This is a genomic window from Streptomyces sp. NPDC004327 (assembly GCF_042873935.1).
In the GTDB taxonomy this organism is placed as follows: Bacteria; Actinomycetota; Actinomycetes; order Streptomycetales; family Streptomycetaceae; genus Streptomyces.
Window position 1 is genome coordinate 200243 of record NZ_JBIAME010000005.1, and the last position, 14971, is coordinate 215213.

The 14971-nt window shown below is 73.1% G+C and carries 15 protein-coding genes; 3 read left to right on the forward strand and 12 right to left on the reverse strand.

Annotated elements, in window-relative coordinates; translation table 11 throughout:
- Positions 1-51: 51 nt before the first annotated feature.
- Positions 52-1107, forward strand: coding sequence for a biotin/lipoate A/B protein ligase family protein (locus ACFYU9_RS18655; RefSeq protein WP_389207126.1), 1056 nt, complete (start codon positions 52-54; stop codon positions 1105-1107).
- Between the two features lie 13 nt (positions 1108-1120).
- Here ACFYU9_RS18655 and ACFYU9_RS18660 read toward each other — a convergent pair whose 3' ends face one another.
- The 11 genes from ACFYU9_RS18660 to ACFYU9_RS18710 all read right to left on the reverse strand — a co-directional run bounded on the left by ACFYU9_RS18660 (position 1121) and on the right by ACFYU9_RS18710 (position 13063).
- Positions 1121-1717 carry a class I SAM-dependent methyltransferase gene (locus ACFYU9_RS18660; protein ID WP_389345410.1) on the reverse strand — a complete coding sequence of 199 codons (597 nt, stop codon included), beginning with the start codon at positions 1715-1717 and terminating at the stop codon, positions 1121-1123.
- A gap of 112 nt (positions 1718-1829) precedes the next feature.
- Positions 1830-3386 (reverse strand): NCS1 family nucleobase:cation symporter-1, encoded by a 1557-nt coding sequence (locus ACFYU9_RS18665; RefSeq protein ID WP_389345658.1) that lies wholly within the window; start codon positions 3384-3386, stop codon positions 1830-1832.
- 133 nt (positions 3387-3519) lie between these two features.
- Positions 3520-4536 (reverse strand): TIGR03842 family LLM class F420-dependent oxidoreductase, encoded by a 1017-nt coding sequence (locus tag ACFYU9_RS18670; RefSeq protein WP_389345411.1) that lies wholly within the window; start codon positions 4534-4536, stop codon positions 3520-3522.
- A gap of 10 nt (positions 4537-4546) precedes the next feature.
- Positions 4547-5950: a dihydropyrimidinase gene (gene hydA / locus ACFYU9_RS18675; protein ID WP_389345412.1), complete on the reverse strand. Its 1404-nt coding sequence runs from the start codon at positions 5948-5950 to the stop codon at positions 4547-4549.
- 190 nt (positions 5951-6140) lie between these two features.
- Positions 6141-7424 carry an aspartate aminotransferase family protein gene (locus ACFYU9_RS18680; protein WP_389345413.1) on the reverse strand — a complete coding sequence of 428 codons (1284 nt, stop codon included), beginning with the start codon at positions 7422-7424 and terminating at the stop codon, positions 6141-6143.
- Positions 7421-8263: a nitrilase-related carbon-nitrogen hydrolase gene (locus tag ACFYU9_RS18685; RefSeq protein WP_389345414.1), complete on the reverse strand. Its 843-nt coding sequence runs from the start codon at positions 8261-8263 to the stop codon at positions 7421-7423. The genes ACFYU9_RS18680 and ACFYU9_RS18685 overlap by 4 nt, the downstream gene beginning before the upstream one ends.
- Before the next feature lie 222 nt (positions 8264-8485).
- Positions 8486-9247: a MerR family transcriptional regulator gene (locus ACFYU9_RS18690; RefSeq protein WP_389207138.1), complete on the reverse strand. Its 762-nt coding sequence runs from the start codon at positions 9245-9247 to the stop codon at positions 8486-8488.
- Positions 9248-9360: 113 nt separating this feature from the next.
- Positions 9361-10764 (reverse strand): UL36 very large tegument protein, encoded by a 1404-nt coding sequence (locus tag ACFYU9_RS18695; protein ID WP_389345415.1) that lies wholly within the window; start codon positions 10762-10764, stop codon positions 9361-9363.
- Positions 10765-10853: 89 nt separating this feature from the next.
- A complete protein-coding gene (locus ACFYU9_RS18700; RefSeq protein WP_389345416.1) occupies positions 10854-11243 on the reverse strand; it encodes a PPOX class F420-dependent oxidoreductase in 390 nt (129 codons plus the stop codon).
- A gap of 60 nt (positions 11244-11303) precedes the next feature.
- Positions 11304-12485, reverse strand: a complete 1182-nt coding sequence (locus tag ACFYU9_RS18705) for an alginate lyase family protein (RefSeq protein ID WP_389345659.1) — start codon at positions 12483-12485, stop codon at positions 11304-11306.
- 167 nt (positions 12486-12652) lie between these two features.
- A complete protein-coding gene (locus tag ACFYU9_RS18710; RefSeq protein ID WP_389345417.1) occupies positions 12653-13063 on the reverse strand; it encodes a winged helix-turn-helix transcriptional regulator in 411 nt (136 codons plus the stop codon).
- A gap of 72 nt (positions 13064-13135) precedes the next feature.
- Here ACFYU9_RS18710 and ACFYU9_RS18715 point away from each other — a divergent pair, with 72 nt between their 5' ends.
- Positions 13136-13852, forward strand: a complete 717-nt coding sequence (locus ACFYU9_RS18715; protein ID WP_389345418.1) for an NAD(P)-dependent oxidoreductase — start codon at positions 13136-13138, stop codon at positions 13850-13852.
- A gap of 25 nt (positions 13853-13877) precedes the next feature.
- Here ACFYU9_RS18715 and ACFYU9_RS18720 read toward each other — a convergent pair whose 3' ends face one another.
- Positions 13878-14141, reverse strand: a complete 264-nt coding sequence (locus ACFYU9_RS18720) for a helix-turn-helix domain-containing protein (RefSeq protein WP_389207148.1) — start codon at positions 14139-14141, stop codon at positions 13878-13880.
- Positions 14142-14203: 62 nt separating this feature from the next.
- Between ACFYU9_RS18720 and map the strand changes: the two genes are divergently transcribed.
- Positions 14204-14971, forward strand: coding sequence for a type I methionyl aminopeptidase (gene map, locus ACFYU9_RS18725; RefSeq protein WP_389345419.1), 768 nt, complete (start codon positions 14204-14206; stop codon positions 14969-14971).

Here is a 14971-nt window from a genome sequence, read left to right on the forward strand (position 1 = left end):
CGGCTTCACCCCTTACTGGGGCACCCCTGACAGGCTGGGAGGGCGGATCCGGTGCACGGCGAGTACAAGGTCCCGGGCGGCAAGCTGGTCGTGGTCGACCTGGACGTGGCGGACGGCGTGCTGCGCCGGGTGCGGGTCGCGGGCGACTTCTTCCTGGAACCGGACGAGGCGATCCTGGCGATCGACGGGGCCCTGGAGGGCGCGCCCGCCGACACGGACGCGGCGGGTCTCGCGGCCCGGATCGACCAGGCGCTGCCGCCGGGCACGGAGATGTTCGGCCTGACCACGGAGGGCATCGGGGTCGCGGTGCGCCGGGCGCTCGCGCACGCCACCGACTGGACCGACTACGACTGGCAGCTGATCCACGAGCCTCCGCAGTCCCCGGCCCTGCACATGGCCCTCGACGAGGTCCTGACCGCCGAGGTCGCGGCCGGCCGCCGCCCGCCGACCCTGCGGGTCTGGGAGTGGGGCTCCCCCGCCGTCGTCATCGGCAGCTTCCAGTCGCTGCGCAACGAGGTCGACCCGGAGGCGGCCGAACGGCACGGCATCGAGGTGGTGCGCCGGATCAGCGGCGGCGGCGCCATGTTCATCGAACCGGGCAACACCATCACGTACTCCCTGTCGGTCCCCGACGCCCTGGTCCAGGGCCTGTCCTTCACCGACAGCTACGCCTACCTCGACGACTGGGTCCTCGGCGCGCTCGGCGACATGGGCGTCAAGGCGTGGTACCAGCCGCTCAACGACATCGCCACGGACGCCGGCAAGATCGCCGGCGCCGCCCAGAAGCGCATGGTCGCGGGCGCGGGCGCGGTGCTGCACCACGTGACGATGGCCTACGACATCGACGCGGACAAGATGACCGAGGTCCTGCGCATCGGCCGCGAGAAGCTCTCCGACAAGGGCACCAAGAGCGCCAAGAAGCGCGTCGACCCGCTGCGGCGCCAGACCGGCCTCCCCCGCGAGGCCGTCATCGCCCGCATGATCGCCTCCTTCCGCGACCGCTACGGCCTGACGCCGGGCCGCGTCACGGAGGAGGAGCTGGCCGCGGCGAAGGAGCTCGCCGCGGGGAAGTTCTCGTCCCGGGAGTGGACGGCGCGGGTGCCCTGACCGGCCCCGCGGGTCAGGCCGCCGGGGTGCGGGCGACGAGGATGAACTCGTTGTAGGGGAACGCCTTGCCGACCGCGCGGGAGAAGGGGAAGGAGTAGGTGCGCTCGATGGTGAGGCCGACCTTCTCGGCGTGGGCGCGCAGGCCGTCGAAGTCGACGAAGCGGACGTGGGTGGCGTCGGTCTTGTAGCCGGCTTCCTGGGGGCAGATCAGCACGACGTTCCCGCCGGGCTTCACCAGCGGGAGGTACTGCTCCAGGATCGAGTTGCCGAGCGACTCGTCCATGTGCTCCAGGACGTGGGCGCAGAGCAGGCTGTCGAAGGAGCCGGGGCCGCAGTCGGGGGCGGCGGCGAGCTCGTCGGGGGTGTAGGCGGTGAGGCCGCGCTCGCGGCAGACGGCGACGGAGCTGGCGTTGTGGTCGACGCCGACGCTGTCGGGGCCGCAGTTGAGCAGGTTGCGGCCGAGGCCGCAGCCGATGTCGAGCACGCGCCCGAGGCCGAGCCGCTTGAGGTTCCAGCGGTAGGGGGCCTGGGTGGGCAGCAGTCGCTTGATCCCCGAGTTCTCCAGCCGGGCCAGGCGCTGGGTGTAGTCGGAGGATTCCGTGCCGGACATCGACGACCGCCTTCTGCTGTTGCGTGCTGCTGCGTGCTTGTGCTGCGTGTCGCCGAGGCTATGTCATGGAGAGGACCGGGTAAAGATCAGTCAAGGGGAATCCGGCCCGCTGTCACCCGCCCGTGCGCGCGGCCCTGGTCCGGCCCGCCATCAGGGCGGTGTAGAGCAGCAGTGAGGCGGCGAGGCCGACCGCCCAGCCGTAGTCGGCGAGCGGCTTGAGGAAGGGGATCAGCCCGTCCGCCGGGAAGGGGCCGGTGCCGGGCGCCGAGTGGGAGCCGCCGACGGCGAGGACGCCGCCGACCGCGAAGGCCAGCACGGCGGCCGGGTTCCAGCCGCCCCGGTACCAGTAGGGCCCGTCGGCCCGGTAGAGCCCGCCGAGGTCGAGGACGGTGCGCCGCACCAGCCAGTAGTCGGCGATGAGGATGCCCGCCACCGTGCCGAGCAGTCCGCCGACCAGTCCGAGCCAGGTGAAGATGTACAGCTCGGGCGTGGAGGTCAGCTTCCACGGCATGATGAGGACTCCGGCGACGCCGGTGATCAGCGCGCCCCGGCGGAAGTCGACGCGCCGGGGAGCGAGGTTCGCGAGGTCGTACGCGGGTGAGACGACGTTCGCCGCGATGTTCACCGAGAGGGTCGCGACCAGCACGGTGACCAGGGCGAAGAGCAGTCCGAAGACGTTGTCGGTCCTGGCGGCGAGCGCCACCGGGTCCCAGACGGGCGCGCCGTAGACGGCCTGTGAGCCGGAGGTGACCAGGACGGAGAGCAGCGCGAACATCGTCATGGTGGTGGGCAGGCCGAGGGTCTGGCCCCACACCTGGGCGCGCTGTCCGGCACCGAAGCGGGTGAAGTCGGGGATGTTGAGGCTGAGCGTGGCCCAGAAGGCGATCATGCCCATGAGGGCGGGGAAGAAAACCGGCCAGAAATCGTCGCCCCAGCCCAGTCTGGACGGCTGATCGAGGAGGGGGCCGAGGCCGCCGGCCTTGACCGCGACCCAGGCGAGGAGCACCAGGGCGCCGACGATGACGAAGGGCGCGGCCCAGTTCTCGAAGCGGCGCAGCGCGTCCATGCCCCGGTGGATGATCGCGAGCTCCAGGACCCAGAAGAGGCCGAAGCAGAGCCAGAGCGTCCACGGCTGCCCGGCGATCTCCCGGGCCCCGGCCCAGTGGCCGCCGAAGACCTTGTCGAGCAGGACGAAGATGCCCTGGCCGCCGATCCACGTCTGGATGCCGAACCAGGCGCAGGCCACCCCGGCCCGCACGAGCGCCGGCAGGTTGGCGCCGCGCAGTCCGAAGGAGGCGCGGGCGAGGACCGGGAAGGGGATGCCGTACTTGGGCCCGGCGTGCCCGGTGAGCAGCATCGGCACGAGCACGATGACGTTGGCGAGCGCGATGGTGAGGACGGCCTGGAGCCAGTCCATGCCGAGGGCGACGAGCCCGGAGGCGAGCAGCCAGGACGGGATGTTGTGGGCCATGCCGACCCAGAGGGCGGCGAAGTTGTACGTGGTCCAGCGCCGCCGGGCGAGGGGGAGGGGGAGCAGGTCGTCGTTGACGAAGCGGGGGTCGGCGCCGGCCGCGCCGGGCGCGAGCTCGACGCGGCCGGGGGCGCCGGGGGTGCCGGGGGCGGATATGGCGGGGTCGGCGGGTCTGTCCGAGGGGGTGGTGGCGGTCATGGCGGCGGAGTCCTTCCTGGACAGGAGTGAAGGAGTCATGCGGTGAGGACACACCCGGTCGCTCCCCGTGCGCCCGCCATCTCGGGCGCGTGGGGGAAGGCGACGCCGCCCTTCCCGTGGAGGTGCGGAGGGGTCAGGCGGTGAGCGCGGGGATGATCTCGGCGCCGTAGGCGTCGATGGTGGCCTCGCGGTTGTCGTGCATGTTGTAGACGGCGAACTGGTCGACGCCGAGCTCCTTCAGGTGGCGGAGCTTGGCGACGTGGGCCTCGGCGGGGCCCAGGAGGCAGAAGCGGTCGACGATCTGGTCCGGGACGAAGGCGGTGTCGGGGTTGCCGGCTCGGCCGTGGTGGGAGTAGTCGTAGCCCTGCCGGTCCTTGATGTACGCGGTCAGTTCGTCCGGGATCATCGAGGAGTGCTCGCCGTACTTGGCGACGAGGTCGGCGACGTGGTTGCCGACCATGCCGCCGAACCAGCGGCACTGGTCGCGGGCGTGCACCAGGGCCTCGGGCGAGTCGTCGGCCGTGACGTACGCGGGGGCGGCGACGCAGATGGTGAGGGCGCCGGGGTCGCGGCCGGCGTCCGTGGCGGCCTGGCGGACGGCCTTGACCATCCATTCGGTGAGGAAGGGGTCGGCGAGCTGGAGGATGAAGCCGTCGGCCTTCTGTCCGGCGAGCGCGAGCGCCTTGGGCCCGTACGCCGCCATCCACACCGGCAGCTTCCCCTCCTTGATCCACGGGATGCGGATCGGGTTGCCGTCGACGGTCGCCTCGCGGCCCTCGGCGAGGTCGCGGATGACGTCGATGGCCTCGCCGAGGCGGGCCAGGGTGTTGGGCCTGCGGCCGGCGACGCGCATGGCGGAGTCGCCGCGGCCGATGCCGCAGACGGTCCGGTTGCCGAACATGTCGTTGAGGGTGGCGAAGGTGGAGGCGGTGACCTCCCAGGTGCGGGTGCCCGGGTTGGTGACCATGGGTCCGACGTGCAGCTTCGTCGTGTGTTCGAGGATCTGGCTGTAGATGACGAAGGGTTCCTGCCAGAGCACGGCGGAGTCGAAGGTCCAGCCGTAGCGGAAGCCGTTGCGCTCCGCGCGGCGCATCAGGCCGACGACCTGCGAGGCGGGCGGGTCGGTCTGCAGGACGAGTCCGAAGTCCAACGTCGTTCTCCTAGTTCAGGTACTGGCAGGTGGAGCGGGGGACGAAGCTGCCGTGGCCGGCGCGGCCGGTGAACTTCCGCTGGTCGACGACGGGTTCGCCGCGCGAGAGCACGGTCTCGACCTGGCCGGTGACCGTCTTCCCCTCGTACGCCGAGTAGTCGACGTTCATGTGGTGGGTGGCCGCGGACAGGGTCTGGGTGGCGTGCGGGTCGTAGATGACGACGTCGGCGTCGGCGCCCGGCGCGATCGTGCCCTTCTGCGGGTACAGGCCGAACATCCGCGCCGGCGTGGCGCAGGCGATCTCGATCCAGCGGCGCCGTGAGATGTGCCCGTCGACGACCGCCTGGTGGAGCAGGTCCATGCGGTTCTCGACGCCCGGCAGACCGTTGGGGATCTTCGAGAAGTCGCCGCGCCCCAGCTCCTTCTGGCCGACGAAGCAGAAGGGGCAGTGGTCGGTGGAGACCACCTGGAGGTCGTTGGTGCGCAGCCCCCGCCAGAGCGCGGCCTGGTGCTCCTTCGGCCGCAGCGGCGTGGAGCAGACGTACTTGGCGCCCTCGAATTCCGGTTCGGCGAGGTTGTCGGTGGACAGGAACAGGTACTGCGGGCAGGTCTCGCCGAAGACCGGCAGCCCCTTGTCGCGGGCGGCCGCGAGCTCGTCGACGGCCTCCTCGGCCGACACGTGCACCACGTACAGCGGCGCGCCCGCCACCCGCGCGAGCTGGATCGCCCGGTGGGTGGCCTCCGCCTCCAGGAGCGCCTTGCGGACCTCGCCGTGGTAGCGCGGGTCGGTCTCGCCCCGGGCCAGGGCCTGCTCCACCAGGACGTCGATGGCGATGCCGTTCTCGGCGTGCATCATGATCAGCCCGCCGTTGGCGGCGCCGCGCTGCATGGCCCGCAGGATCTGCCCGTCGTCGCTGTAGAAGACCCCCGGATAGGCCATGAACAGCTTGAAGGAGGAGATGCCCTCCTGGACGAGCCGGTCCATCTCCTTGAGGGTGCCCTCGTTGACGTCGGAGAGGATCATGTGGAAGCCGTAGTCGACGGCGCAGTTGCCGTCGGCCTTGGCGTACCAGGCGTCGAGTCCTTCCCTGAGGGAGTGGCCGACGCTCTGCACGGCGAAGTCGACGATGGTGGTGGTGCCGCCCCAGGCGGCGGCGCGGGTGCCGGTCTCGAAGGTGTCGGAGGCGAAGGTGCCGCCGAAGGGGAGTTCCATGTGGGTGTGGGCGTCGACGCCGCCCGGGATGACATAGCGGTCGGTGGCGTCGATCGTGCGGTCGGCGGTCCAGCCGGCGGCGATGTCGGAGCCGTGGGCGGCCAGGGCGACGATCCGCCCGTCCTCGATCAGCACGTCGGCGTGGGTCTCGTCGGCGGCGGTGATGACGAGGCCGCCGCGGATGAGGGTTCGGGTGCTCACGGGACTACTCCCCGGAAGGTAGAGGGATCGTGAAGCGGTGGCCCGGGCTGGAGGCTCGGGCCGCGGGCTCGGCCTGGGGCTTGGGCCCGCGGGCTCGGCCTGGGGCTTGCGCCGTAGGCTCGACCCCTGGGGCTTGGGCCGTAGGCTCGACACCTGGGGCTTGGGCCGCAGGCCTGCGCCGGAGCGCGGACTAGAGGTTCCTGAGGGCCTGTTCGAGGATGGCGGCGCCTTCCTCGGCCTCGGCGATGGACAGCGAGAGCGGCGGCGCGATGCGCAGGGCGCTGGTGTTGTGGCCGCCGCCCTTGCCGATGAGCAGCCCGTTCTGCCGGGTGGCCTCCAGGACGGCGGCCGCGGCGTCCGGGTTCGCCCGGTCGGTGCCGGGTTCGGTGAGCTCGATGCCGATCATCAGTCCGCGGCCGCGCACCTCGCGTACGGCGTCGACGCCGGCGGTCGCGGCCCGGAGCCGTTCGATGAGCAGGCCGCCGACCCGGCGGGCGTTGCCCTGGAGGTCGTGGTCGAGGAGGTACGTGAGGTTGGCGAGCCCGGCGGCCATGGTGACGGGCGAACCGCCGAAGGTGGAGATGGAGTTGGCGTCGAGGCTGTTCATGATCTCGGCGCGGGCGACGACGCCGCCGATGGACATGCCGTTGCCGATGCCCTTGGCGAAGGTGAGGATGTCGGGCGGTCCGGCCTGGCCGTGCGCCTGCCAGCCCCAGAAGTGCTCGCCGGTGCGGCCCCAGCCGGTCTGCACCTCGTCGGCGATCCACAGGATGCCGTGCCGGTCGAGGACCCGGCGGAAGGCGGCGTAGAGGCCGTCGGGCGGGGAGGTGAAGCCGCCGACGCCCTGGATGGGTTCGGCGATGAGCGCGGCGACGCCCGCGCGGGTCTGGCCGAGCACGTCCTCCAGGTCGGCGACGCACGCCTCGGTGAACCGCTCGTCGCTGAGCCCGGCGTACGGGCCGCGGCTGCGGACGCCGCCGTGCACGTACAGGGTCTGCAGCGGGGAGAGGCTCGTCGGCGACCAGCTGCGGTTGCCGGTGATGCCGACGGTCGAGAACGAGCGGCCGTGGTAGCTGTTGCGCATCGCCAGGATCTGGTTGGAGCCGGTGTAGGCGGTGGCGAGCAGCAGGGCGGTGTCGTTGGCCTCGGTGCCGGAGGTGGTGAAGAAGACGCGGGCGTCGGGGATGCCGGAGAGGGCGGCGATCCGTTCGGCGAGCTCCACCATGGGGCGGTTGAGGTAGAGGGTGGAGGAGTGGATGATCCGCCCGGCCTGCTCGGCGACGGCCTTGGTGACCTCGGGCAGGGCGTGGGCGGTCATGGTGGTGAGGATGCCGCCGAAGAAGTCGAGGTAACGGTTGCCGTCGGCGTCCCAGACGTGGCGGCCCTCGCCGTGGGTGAGCTCGATGGGGTGGCGGTAGTAGAGGGCGACCCAGTCGGGGATGACGGCGCGGTGGCGGTCGTAGAGGCTGCTCACGGCTGCACCAGCCCGTCGTAGGCGTCGGGTCGGCGGTCTCGGTAGAACGCCCACTGCTGCCGGACCTCCTCGATGACCCGGAAGTCGAGGTCGCGGACGACGAGTTCCTCCTCCTTGTCGGAGGCGACGTCGCCGACGAACTGGCCGCGCGGGTCGACGAAGTAGCTGGTGCCGTAGAAGTCGTTGTCGCCGTACTCCTCGATGCCGACGCGGTTGATGGCGGCGACGAAGTACTCGTTGGCGACGGCCGCCGCGGGCTGTTCGAGCTGCCAGAGGTAGGACGAGAGCCCGCGGTGGGTGGCCGACGGGTTGTAGACCAACTGGGCTCCGTTGAGGCCGAGTTGGCGCCAGCCCTCGGGGAAGTGGCGGTCGTAGCAGATGTAGACGCCGACCTTGCCGACGGCGGTGTCGAAGACGGGCCAGCCGAGGTTGCCGGGGCGGAAGTAGTACTTCTCCCAGAAGCCCTTGACCTGCGGGATGTGGTGCTTGCGGTACTTGCCGAGATAGGTGCCGTCGGCGTCGATGACGGCGGCGGTGTTGTAGTAGAAGCCGGCGCCCTCGACCTCGAAGACGGGGACGACGATCACCATCCCGGTCTCCCGGGCGAGCTCCCGCATCCTGCTCACGGTGGGCCCGTCGGGCACGGGCTCGGCCCAGCGGTAGTGCTCGGCCTCCTGCACCTGGCAGAAGTACGGGGCGTTGAACACCTCCTGGAACCCGATGACCTTCGCCCCTTGCCGGGCCGCCTCGCGGGCGTGTTCCTCATGCTTGGCGATCATGGATTCGGTGTCGCCGGTCCAGGTCGCCTGGACGAGCGCGGCGCGTACGACGTCGGTCATGAGCTGCTCCTTCGGCACGGCGTCAGAGAGCCTCTACGCACGTAGACGCGATGCGTAGGAGGAGAACGTAAGCCCCGTCACAGCCCGGAGCAAGACCACCACCGTGAAGCAGCGGAGTCGATCATGTTTCATACCCGAGTGGTCGACGTCGGACACGTAACGACACGTCCGGGTACGGGCCGGTCCGCGCGGCGGGGCGCCCCGCCGCGCGGATTCTTCCGGTCAGCTCAGCCGGGTGTCGGCGTACGTCTCCATCGCCGCGCGCTGGTAGGCGGCGAGGCCCGGAGCGATGGACTCGTAGGCGGCCTGCCACGCCGGGTTGCCGGTGCAGGCGGCGGCCATCGCCCGGTACTCGGCGGTGGTCACCGTGCGCAGGGCGGTCAGGGCCGCGTACTGCGCGGCGATCTCGGTCTGGACGGGCGCCGCGCCGGCCGGGTGCCCGGCGGCGAGCAGCTCGGCGAGGCGGACCAGCTGCGCGGTCCGCTCGCGCTGGGCCGCGTCGACGTCCGACGCGGTCAGGGTCGCCGTGTGGGCGGCGACCCGCTCGGCGTGCTCCGGGAAGTCCCGCAGGCTCTCGGCGACATCGGCGGGGCGGACGCCTTCGAAGAGGTTCTCCGGGCGGTTGATCTCGGTCATGGGTGTGCCGTCCTTTCTGGACTGCTCCAGATCGGTGATCGTGCGGGAGACGGTGGCGGCCAGCGCGTCGAGCCGGTCGCGCTCCTCGACGAGGCGCCGGTGGTGGCCGCGCAGGGCCTCCACCTCGTCGACCTGCTCGGCGAGGACCCTGCCGATCTCCGGGATGCCGAGGCCGAGGGCGCGCAGCACCAGGATCTGCTGGAGGCGCAGCAGGTCCCGCTCCTCGTACCAGCGGCGCCCGTTGTGCCCGACCCGGGCCGGCGGCAGCAGGCCCACCTCGTCGTAGTGGCGCAGGGTGCGGGCCGTCACGCCCGACATCCGGGCCACCTCCGCGATCGGCCAGGCCATCGGCCGCCTCCCTCACGGATTCACCGGGCCGGTCGTTCCGGCCCTGTTCAGCACCGTAGAAGCTGCCGCAGCGGCAGCTTCAAGTGCGATTCTTCCCCAACCCGGACGAGATCTCAGGCACGCCCGGCGACCCGCAGCGCGTGCCGCAGATCGCGCTCGCGGTCCCGCGACACGGCACGGGCCGCTTCGAGCAGGGCAGGCGTGAGCGTGGCGGGGCCGGCGGCGGCGAGCCGGGCGGCGTCCTCGGGCGTACGGCAGCGGACGAACGCGGTCAGCAGCGCGCCGGCCTCGGCCTCGCGCCCCGCCGCCCGCAGCGCGGCACACGCGCCGGCCAGCTCCTCCACCGGGCGGGCCACGCCCTGGCGCAGCAACTGCTCGCAGTCCTGCGCGCGCCCCGCGTCGGCGAGCGCCCCGGCGACGGCGGCGAGCCGCTCGGGCGGCAGCGCGGCCGCCTCCCACAGCAGCGTGCCCCAGTCCGCGGCGAGCCCGGCGGCGCACAGCTCGGCGGCGAGCACCGGCAGCCACCCGGCCGGCCCGCCGAGCGCCTCGCACAGCAACGCGTGCGCCTCGCCGCTGCGCCCCTGGGCGCGCAGCCGCCGCAGGGCGTAGACGGCGTTGCCCGCGGCGCGGAGCGAATCCGGGGCGGAGCCGGGCGCGGGGCGTTGCGCGCCCTGAGGTACGGGCGGGGCGGCGGCTCCGCCGAAGCGGGCCCCGCGCGGAGCCACGGCCCCGGCCGGCGGCCCGGGCACGGAAGCGGGAGCGGGTGCCGTTACGGGCTCCGCCTCGGCCTCCAGCCAGGCGTACCGCGCCCCGCGCGGCCGACGCCGGACGGGCGGGGCCACCGGAGAGCCGGGGGCGGGGACGGGTGCGGGCGCGGCATCGGACTCAGGCATCGGTGGGGGTCCCGGTGCGGGTCCCGGCGCCGGCGCGGGCGCAGCCACGCGCCTGAACTCGGGCTGGAACTCGGGCTCGGGCGCGGGCGCAGCACGGCGCCCGGGCTCCCACCCGGTCCCGGGCGCGAACCAGGACCCGGCAGCGGCCCCCGTCTCCCGCCCCTTCGTCTCCTCGGCGAGGCGCGCCAGGCGCGCCGCCAGGTCCGCGATCCTCGCCCGTGCCCGGATCAGGTCGTCGCGGACCCACGCGCGTTCCGTGTCGTCGAGGTCCGGCACGCGGAGCCGGGACTCCGCCCGCGCGGCCTCACGGGTCAGCAGCCCGCGGCGGGCGGTGAGCGTCGCCGCCGCGCCCGGTGCGCGGTCGTGGGCGGTGGCGGCGGCCTCGTACAGCTGTCTGCCGCGGACGCCACGGGGACCGTCGGCGCGCTCACCGAGGTCGCGGAGCAGGGACTCGGCGATGTCCCAGGGCAGGATGTCCGTGCCCTGGAAGCAGGCGCGCAGGCCCTCGGGCTCGCGGGCGGCGAACACCCCGTACCAGCCCTCGCCCGGCCTGAGCCGGCCCACCAGTTCGTTCAGCCATCCGGCGAACGCGACCACTTCCGTCGGTAGTTGATGCGCCGTCATGCGTACCGTCCCGCGCCGCTGCCACTCGGTCCCTGTGCACCGGCATTGGACCGCAGTCGTGTTACGGGACGGCTACGCAGAGTTTTCCGTCAGGCGCCCGGGAAGCTCACGATGATGCCCGTGTGCGGGCGCTTGCCGAGGCGGGCGAGGGTCGCGGGCCAGTCGACGGCCCAGTACTGCCAGGTGTACTTGCGGGAGAGCAGCCCGCGGATCCGGCGCAGCTCCTCGCCGGTCACGAGCCGGGCCGTGCCCTCGACCCGTACGGCGCCCTCGGCCACGTTGCCGCGCACGTCGCAGACGGCGGCCACGACGCGCGGGTCGCGCCGCAGCCGCTTGACCTTCCAGGAGTCGCTGCGGGTCCAGGCGTACAGCGCGTCGCCCTCGACCGCGTACCAGACGGGAGTGGCGACGCCGGTGCCGTCCTTGCGGAAGGTGGTGAGGCTGACGTAGCGGCCGCGCCGCAGTTCTTCGGGTATCACGGGCGCCGAGCTTAGCCGTGCCGTCCAGGGCCTGTCCGACCCTGATCCGCCGGACAGGCCCTAAGCGGGGGTCGGATTGCCGGCGTGGGTGAGGGTCTCCCAGGCCACGAAGAGGTCGTCGGTGCCGCCGGGCCGCTGGCTCGCGGCGAGCTTGGCGGTCTGCGGGAGGGCGCGGCCCATGCGGCCCTGGAGGTGGTTGAGGGCGACCTCGACGTCGGGGCCCATGGTGCGGGTGATCTTCCCGCCGCACAGCCAGCGCGGGGCGGCCTCGCCGAGCTGGTAGCGGGAGTGGAACTCCAGTGCGGCGGAGAGCCGGTCGGCCTCCTCGCGGTAGAGGTCGAGTCCCTGGTGCCAGGCGGTCTCGGCGATGTGGGCGGTGGCGGCGAGGGAGTAGCCGATGTGCATGAAGTTGCGGCAGGTCTCCTGGCCGACGCCGTCGCGGTAGGTGCGCTGGCCGAACCAGTACGTGGCGAGCTGGTCGGCCGACTTGACGGTGCCGCCGGGCGGCGGCTTGGGCAGCGCGCCGTCGGAGGCGAGGTAGAAGTAGGCGGGCACGCGGGCGCGGTAGCGCCGTACCGCGTCGGCGTAGAGGTCCCGGTCCTCCAGGAACACCGCCATGCCCATGGCGGCGTCCGTCATCGCCAGCTCCCAGTTGCCGTTGTAGTCGGGCACGTTGGCGGTGACGTCGGGCAGGTAGGCCTTGCGCAGCATCCACTTGAAGCGCTGCACCTCCGGCCCCTTCCAGGCCGGGTAGCCGGCGTGCACGAGCTCGGCGGCGCGCGCCCAGGAGGAGCCGGACCAGGCGGTCTGGAGGTCGGCGTCGTCACGGGTGTGCCGCTTCACCGTCTTCGACCAGGCGTCCATGATCTCGACGGCCTTGTCGGCGTAGGCGGTGTCCCCGGAGATCTGCCACATCAGGGCCTGGGTGTAGGCGGCGATGGCGTCCTCGCGCTCGGCGACACAGGCGTCGGTGCCGGCGTTCGAGGCGCAGGCGACGGTCTTCGCGGGGTGCGGGGTGTAGTCGGGCGCGGCGTACTTGCTCGCCCTCATGTCCTCGTACGCGGTCTTCCACGGCTCCTGCCCGGCCGCGACGTGCTTGCGCACGGCCGCCAGCTGGGCCTTGCCGACGAGCACGCCCGGGTGCGTGAAGTGCTCGGGCGCGGTGCCGGCGGGCGGTGCGGCGGCGCTCGGCGCGCCGGATCCCGAGCCGCACGCGGACGCGCCGGCGGCGAGCAGGAGCACGGCGGCGAGGAGCCCGGCCGGGCGGACGGCACCACGGCTGGCGGCACCGCGGCGGGTGGCGGGCTTCGCGGGCGCGAGAGTGCGGGAGGCACCGGGACGGCGGGCGGGCTTCTGACGACGGTTCACGCGTCCACCGTGGGGCCGGGCGCCCGGCCCCGCATCCGCTGCTAGGCCACAGGGCTGCCCTCGTCGGCGGTCGCGTCGTAGGACCGGCGCGCGCCGGTGATCTCGGGGGCGTGGTCGCGGGCCCACGCGCAGGCGGTGTCCAGGGGGTCGATCAGGGAGCGGCCGAGGCCGGTGAGGGCGTACTCGACGCGGGGCGGGTTCTCGTCGTACACGGTCCGGGAGACGAAGCCGTCGCGTTCCATGGCGCGCAGGGTCTCGGTGAGCACCTTCGGGGTGATCCAGTGGAGCGGGACGCGCAGCTCGGTGAAGCGGCGCGGCCGGCCGTCCTCCAGGCAGCGCAGCACCAGCGCGGTCCACTTGCCGCCGAAGCGGATGGGCCGGGCGGACGTGGAGCAGTCGGGGTGGTGGAACAGGTCGCGCGGCAGCGGGTTCGGCTCGGTCGGGTCCTCCATGGCGTCGAACCTAGCCCAGAGGCCGCCGGTACCGTTGAAGTAACCGGGTGGCCGCGTCCTACGGTCCGTCCCATGACCGACAACGACATGCGCGACAACGACATGCGGGACGACGACATGCGGGACGACGACATGCGGGACGACCGGAACGGCCTCATCGTGTTCGGCGCCGGCGGGCGGGTCGGCCGGGCGACCGTGGCGGAGGCGGCGGCACGCGGCCTGCGCGTGACGGCCGTGGTCCGCGATCCGGCCAAGTACCGTGATCTGGAGGGTGGTTCGGTCACGGTGGTACGGGGCGACGTCACCGATCCGACGTCGGTGGCGGCGCTCTCGGCGGGCCACGCGGCGGCGGTGAACGCCTCGGTCCGGCTCGACGTCCCGGCCGTGGAGTTCTTCCCGGCGGCCGCGAAGGCGCTGATGGCCGGGCTCGTCGACGGGGGCGTCGGCCGGCTGGTCGTGGTGGGCATCGCCACGACGCTTCAGACCGCGCCGGGCGTGCGGATGATGGACGCGCCGGACTTCCCCGAGCCGCACCGGGCCTTCTCGCAGGGCCATGTCGAGGAGTTCGAGCTGCTCACGGACGGGGCGGGCCCGGACCTGGACTGGCTGATGGTGGTGCCGGCGCTCGACCTGAACGCGCAGGCGCCGGTGACCGGCGGCTACCGCACGGCGGTCGGCACGGTGCTCGACGGACCGGGCCGGATCGCCCACGCCGACCTCGCCCGCGCGGTCGTCGACGAGGCGGTGCGGCCGCGGCACAGCCGGGTGCAGCTGGCGGTGTCGGCGTAGGCGGCGCCCCGGGACGCGGAGACCGTCACGCCGCGGCGGCGGTCTCCACCGGGGCGCAGTGCTCCACCAGCCGGTCGAGCGAGAGTCCGAGGACGCCCGCCAGTGCCGCCACGGTGAAGAAGGCCGGGGTCGGGGCGCGGCCGGTCTCGATCTTGCGGAGGGTCTCGGCGGAGAGGCCGGCCGCCGCGGCGATCTCGGCCATGGAGCGCGGGCCGCGGGCCTCGCGCAGCAGGAGGCCGAGGCGTTCGCCGCGCTCGCGCTCTTCGGGGGTCAGGGGGGTGCGCACCATGGGGCCCATTCTACGGACCCCGTCCACCGGAACCCCATTCTTATACCGGTATAGTAATTGGCATGGTGGAGATCAAGACGAACGAGGACCTGCTGGCGATGCGCGAGGCGGGCCGGGTGGTGGCCCGGGCCCTGGAGGCCGTGCGGGAGAAGGCGGCGCCCGGGGTGACGCTCGCCGAACTGGACGGCGTGGCGCGGGAGGTGCTCGCGGCGGCCGGGGCCGGGTCGCCGTTCCTGGGCTACCGCCCGGGCTGGGCGCCGGTGCCCTTCCCCGCCGTGGTGTGCCTGTCGGTGAACGACGCGATCGTGCACGGCGTCCCGGACGGCACCCGGCTCGCCGACGGCGATCTGCTGAGCGCGGACTGCGGGGCGGTGCTGGACGGCTGGGTCGGCGACGCGGCCGTGAGCTTCACGGTCGGCCGGGCCCGCGCCGAGGACACCCGGCTGGTCGACACGGCGTTCGAGGCGCTGGAGGCCGGCATCGCGGCGGCCCGGGTCGGCAAGCGGATCGGGGACGTGGCGCACGCGATCGGCCGGGTCTGCCGCAAGGCCGGGTACGGCATCCCGGACGGCTTCGGCGGGCACGGCGTGGGCCGCACGATGCACGAGGGCCCGGACGTCCCCAACGAGGGACGCCCGGGCCGGGGCATGCCGCTGCGGCACGGGATGGTGATCGCGATCGAGCCGATGCTGATCGGCGGCGGTGGCGACCACCACTACACGGCGCGGGACGGCTGGACGGTCCGCACGATCGACGGCTCGCGCGCGGCGCACGCCGAGCACACGGTGGCGATCACGGACGACGGCCCGCGCATCCTGACCGCGCTGTAG

What these genes read in the sequence shown, in the direction of transcription:
- ACFYU9_RS18660 (WP_389345410.1), bottom strand. Translation starts at nt 1,717, where the DNA reads ATGTCCGGCACGGAATCCTCCGACTACACCCAGCGCCTGGCCCGGCTG.
- ACFYU9_RS18665 (WP_389345658.1), bottom strand. Translation starts at nt 3,386, where the DNA reads ATGACCGCCACCACCCCCTCGGACAGACCCGCCGACCCCGCCATATCC.
- ACFYU9_RS18685 (WP_389345414.1), bottom strand. Translation starts at nt 8,263, where the DNA reads ATGACCGACGTCGTACGCGCCGCGCTCGTCCAGGCGACCTGGACCGGC.
- ACFYU9_RS18690 (WP_389207138.1), bottom strand. Translation starts at nt 9,247, where the DNA reads ATGGCCTGGCCGATCGCGGAGGTGGCCCGGATGTCGGGCGTGACGGCC.
- ACFYU9_RS18695 (WP_389345415.1), bottom strand. Translation starts at nt 10,764, where the DNA reads ATGACGGCGCATCAACTACCGACGGAAGTGGTCGCGTTCGCCGGATGG.
- ACFYU9_RS18710 (WP_389345417.1), bottom strand. Translation starts at nt 13,063, where the DNA reads ATGGAGGACCCGACCGAGCCGAACCCGCTGCCGCGCGACCTGTTCCAC.
- ACFYU9_RS18715 (WP_389345418.1), top strand. Translation starts at nt 13,136, where the DNA reads ATGACCGACAACGACATGCGCGACAACGACATGCGGGACGACGACATG.
- ACFYU9_RS18720 (WP_389207148.1), bottom strand. Translation starts at nt 14,141, where the DNA reads ATGGTGCGCACCCCCCTGACCCCCGAAGAGCGCGAGCGCGGCGAACGC.
- map (WP_389345419.1), top strand. Translation starts at nt 14,204, where the DNA reads ATGGTGGAGATCAAGACGAACGAGGACCTGCTGGCGATGCGCGAGGCG.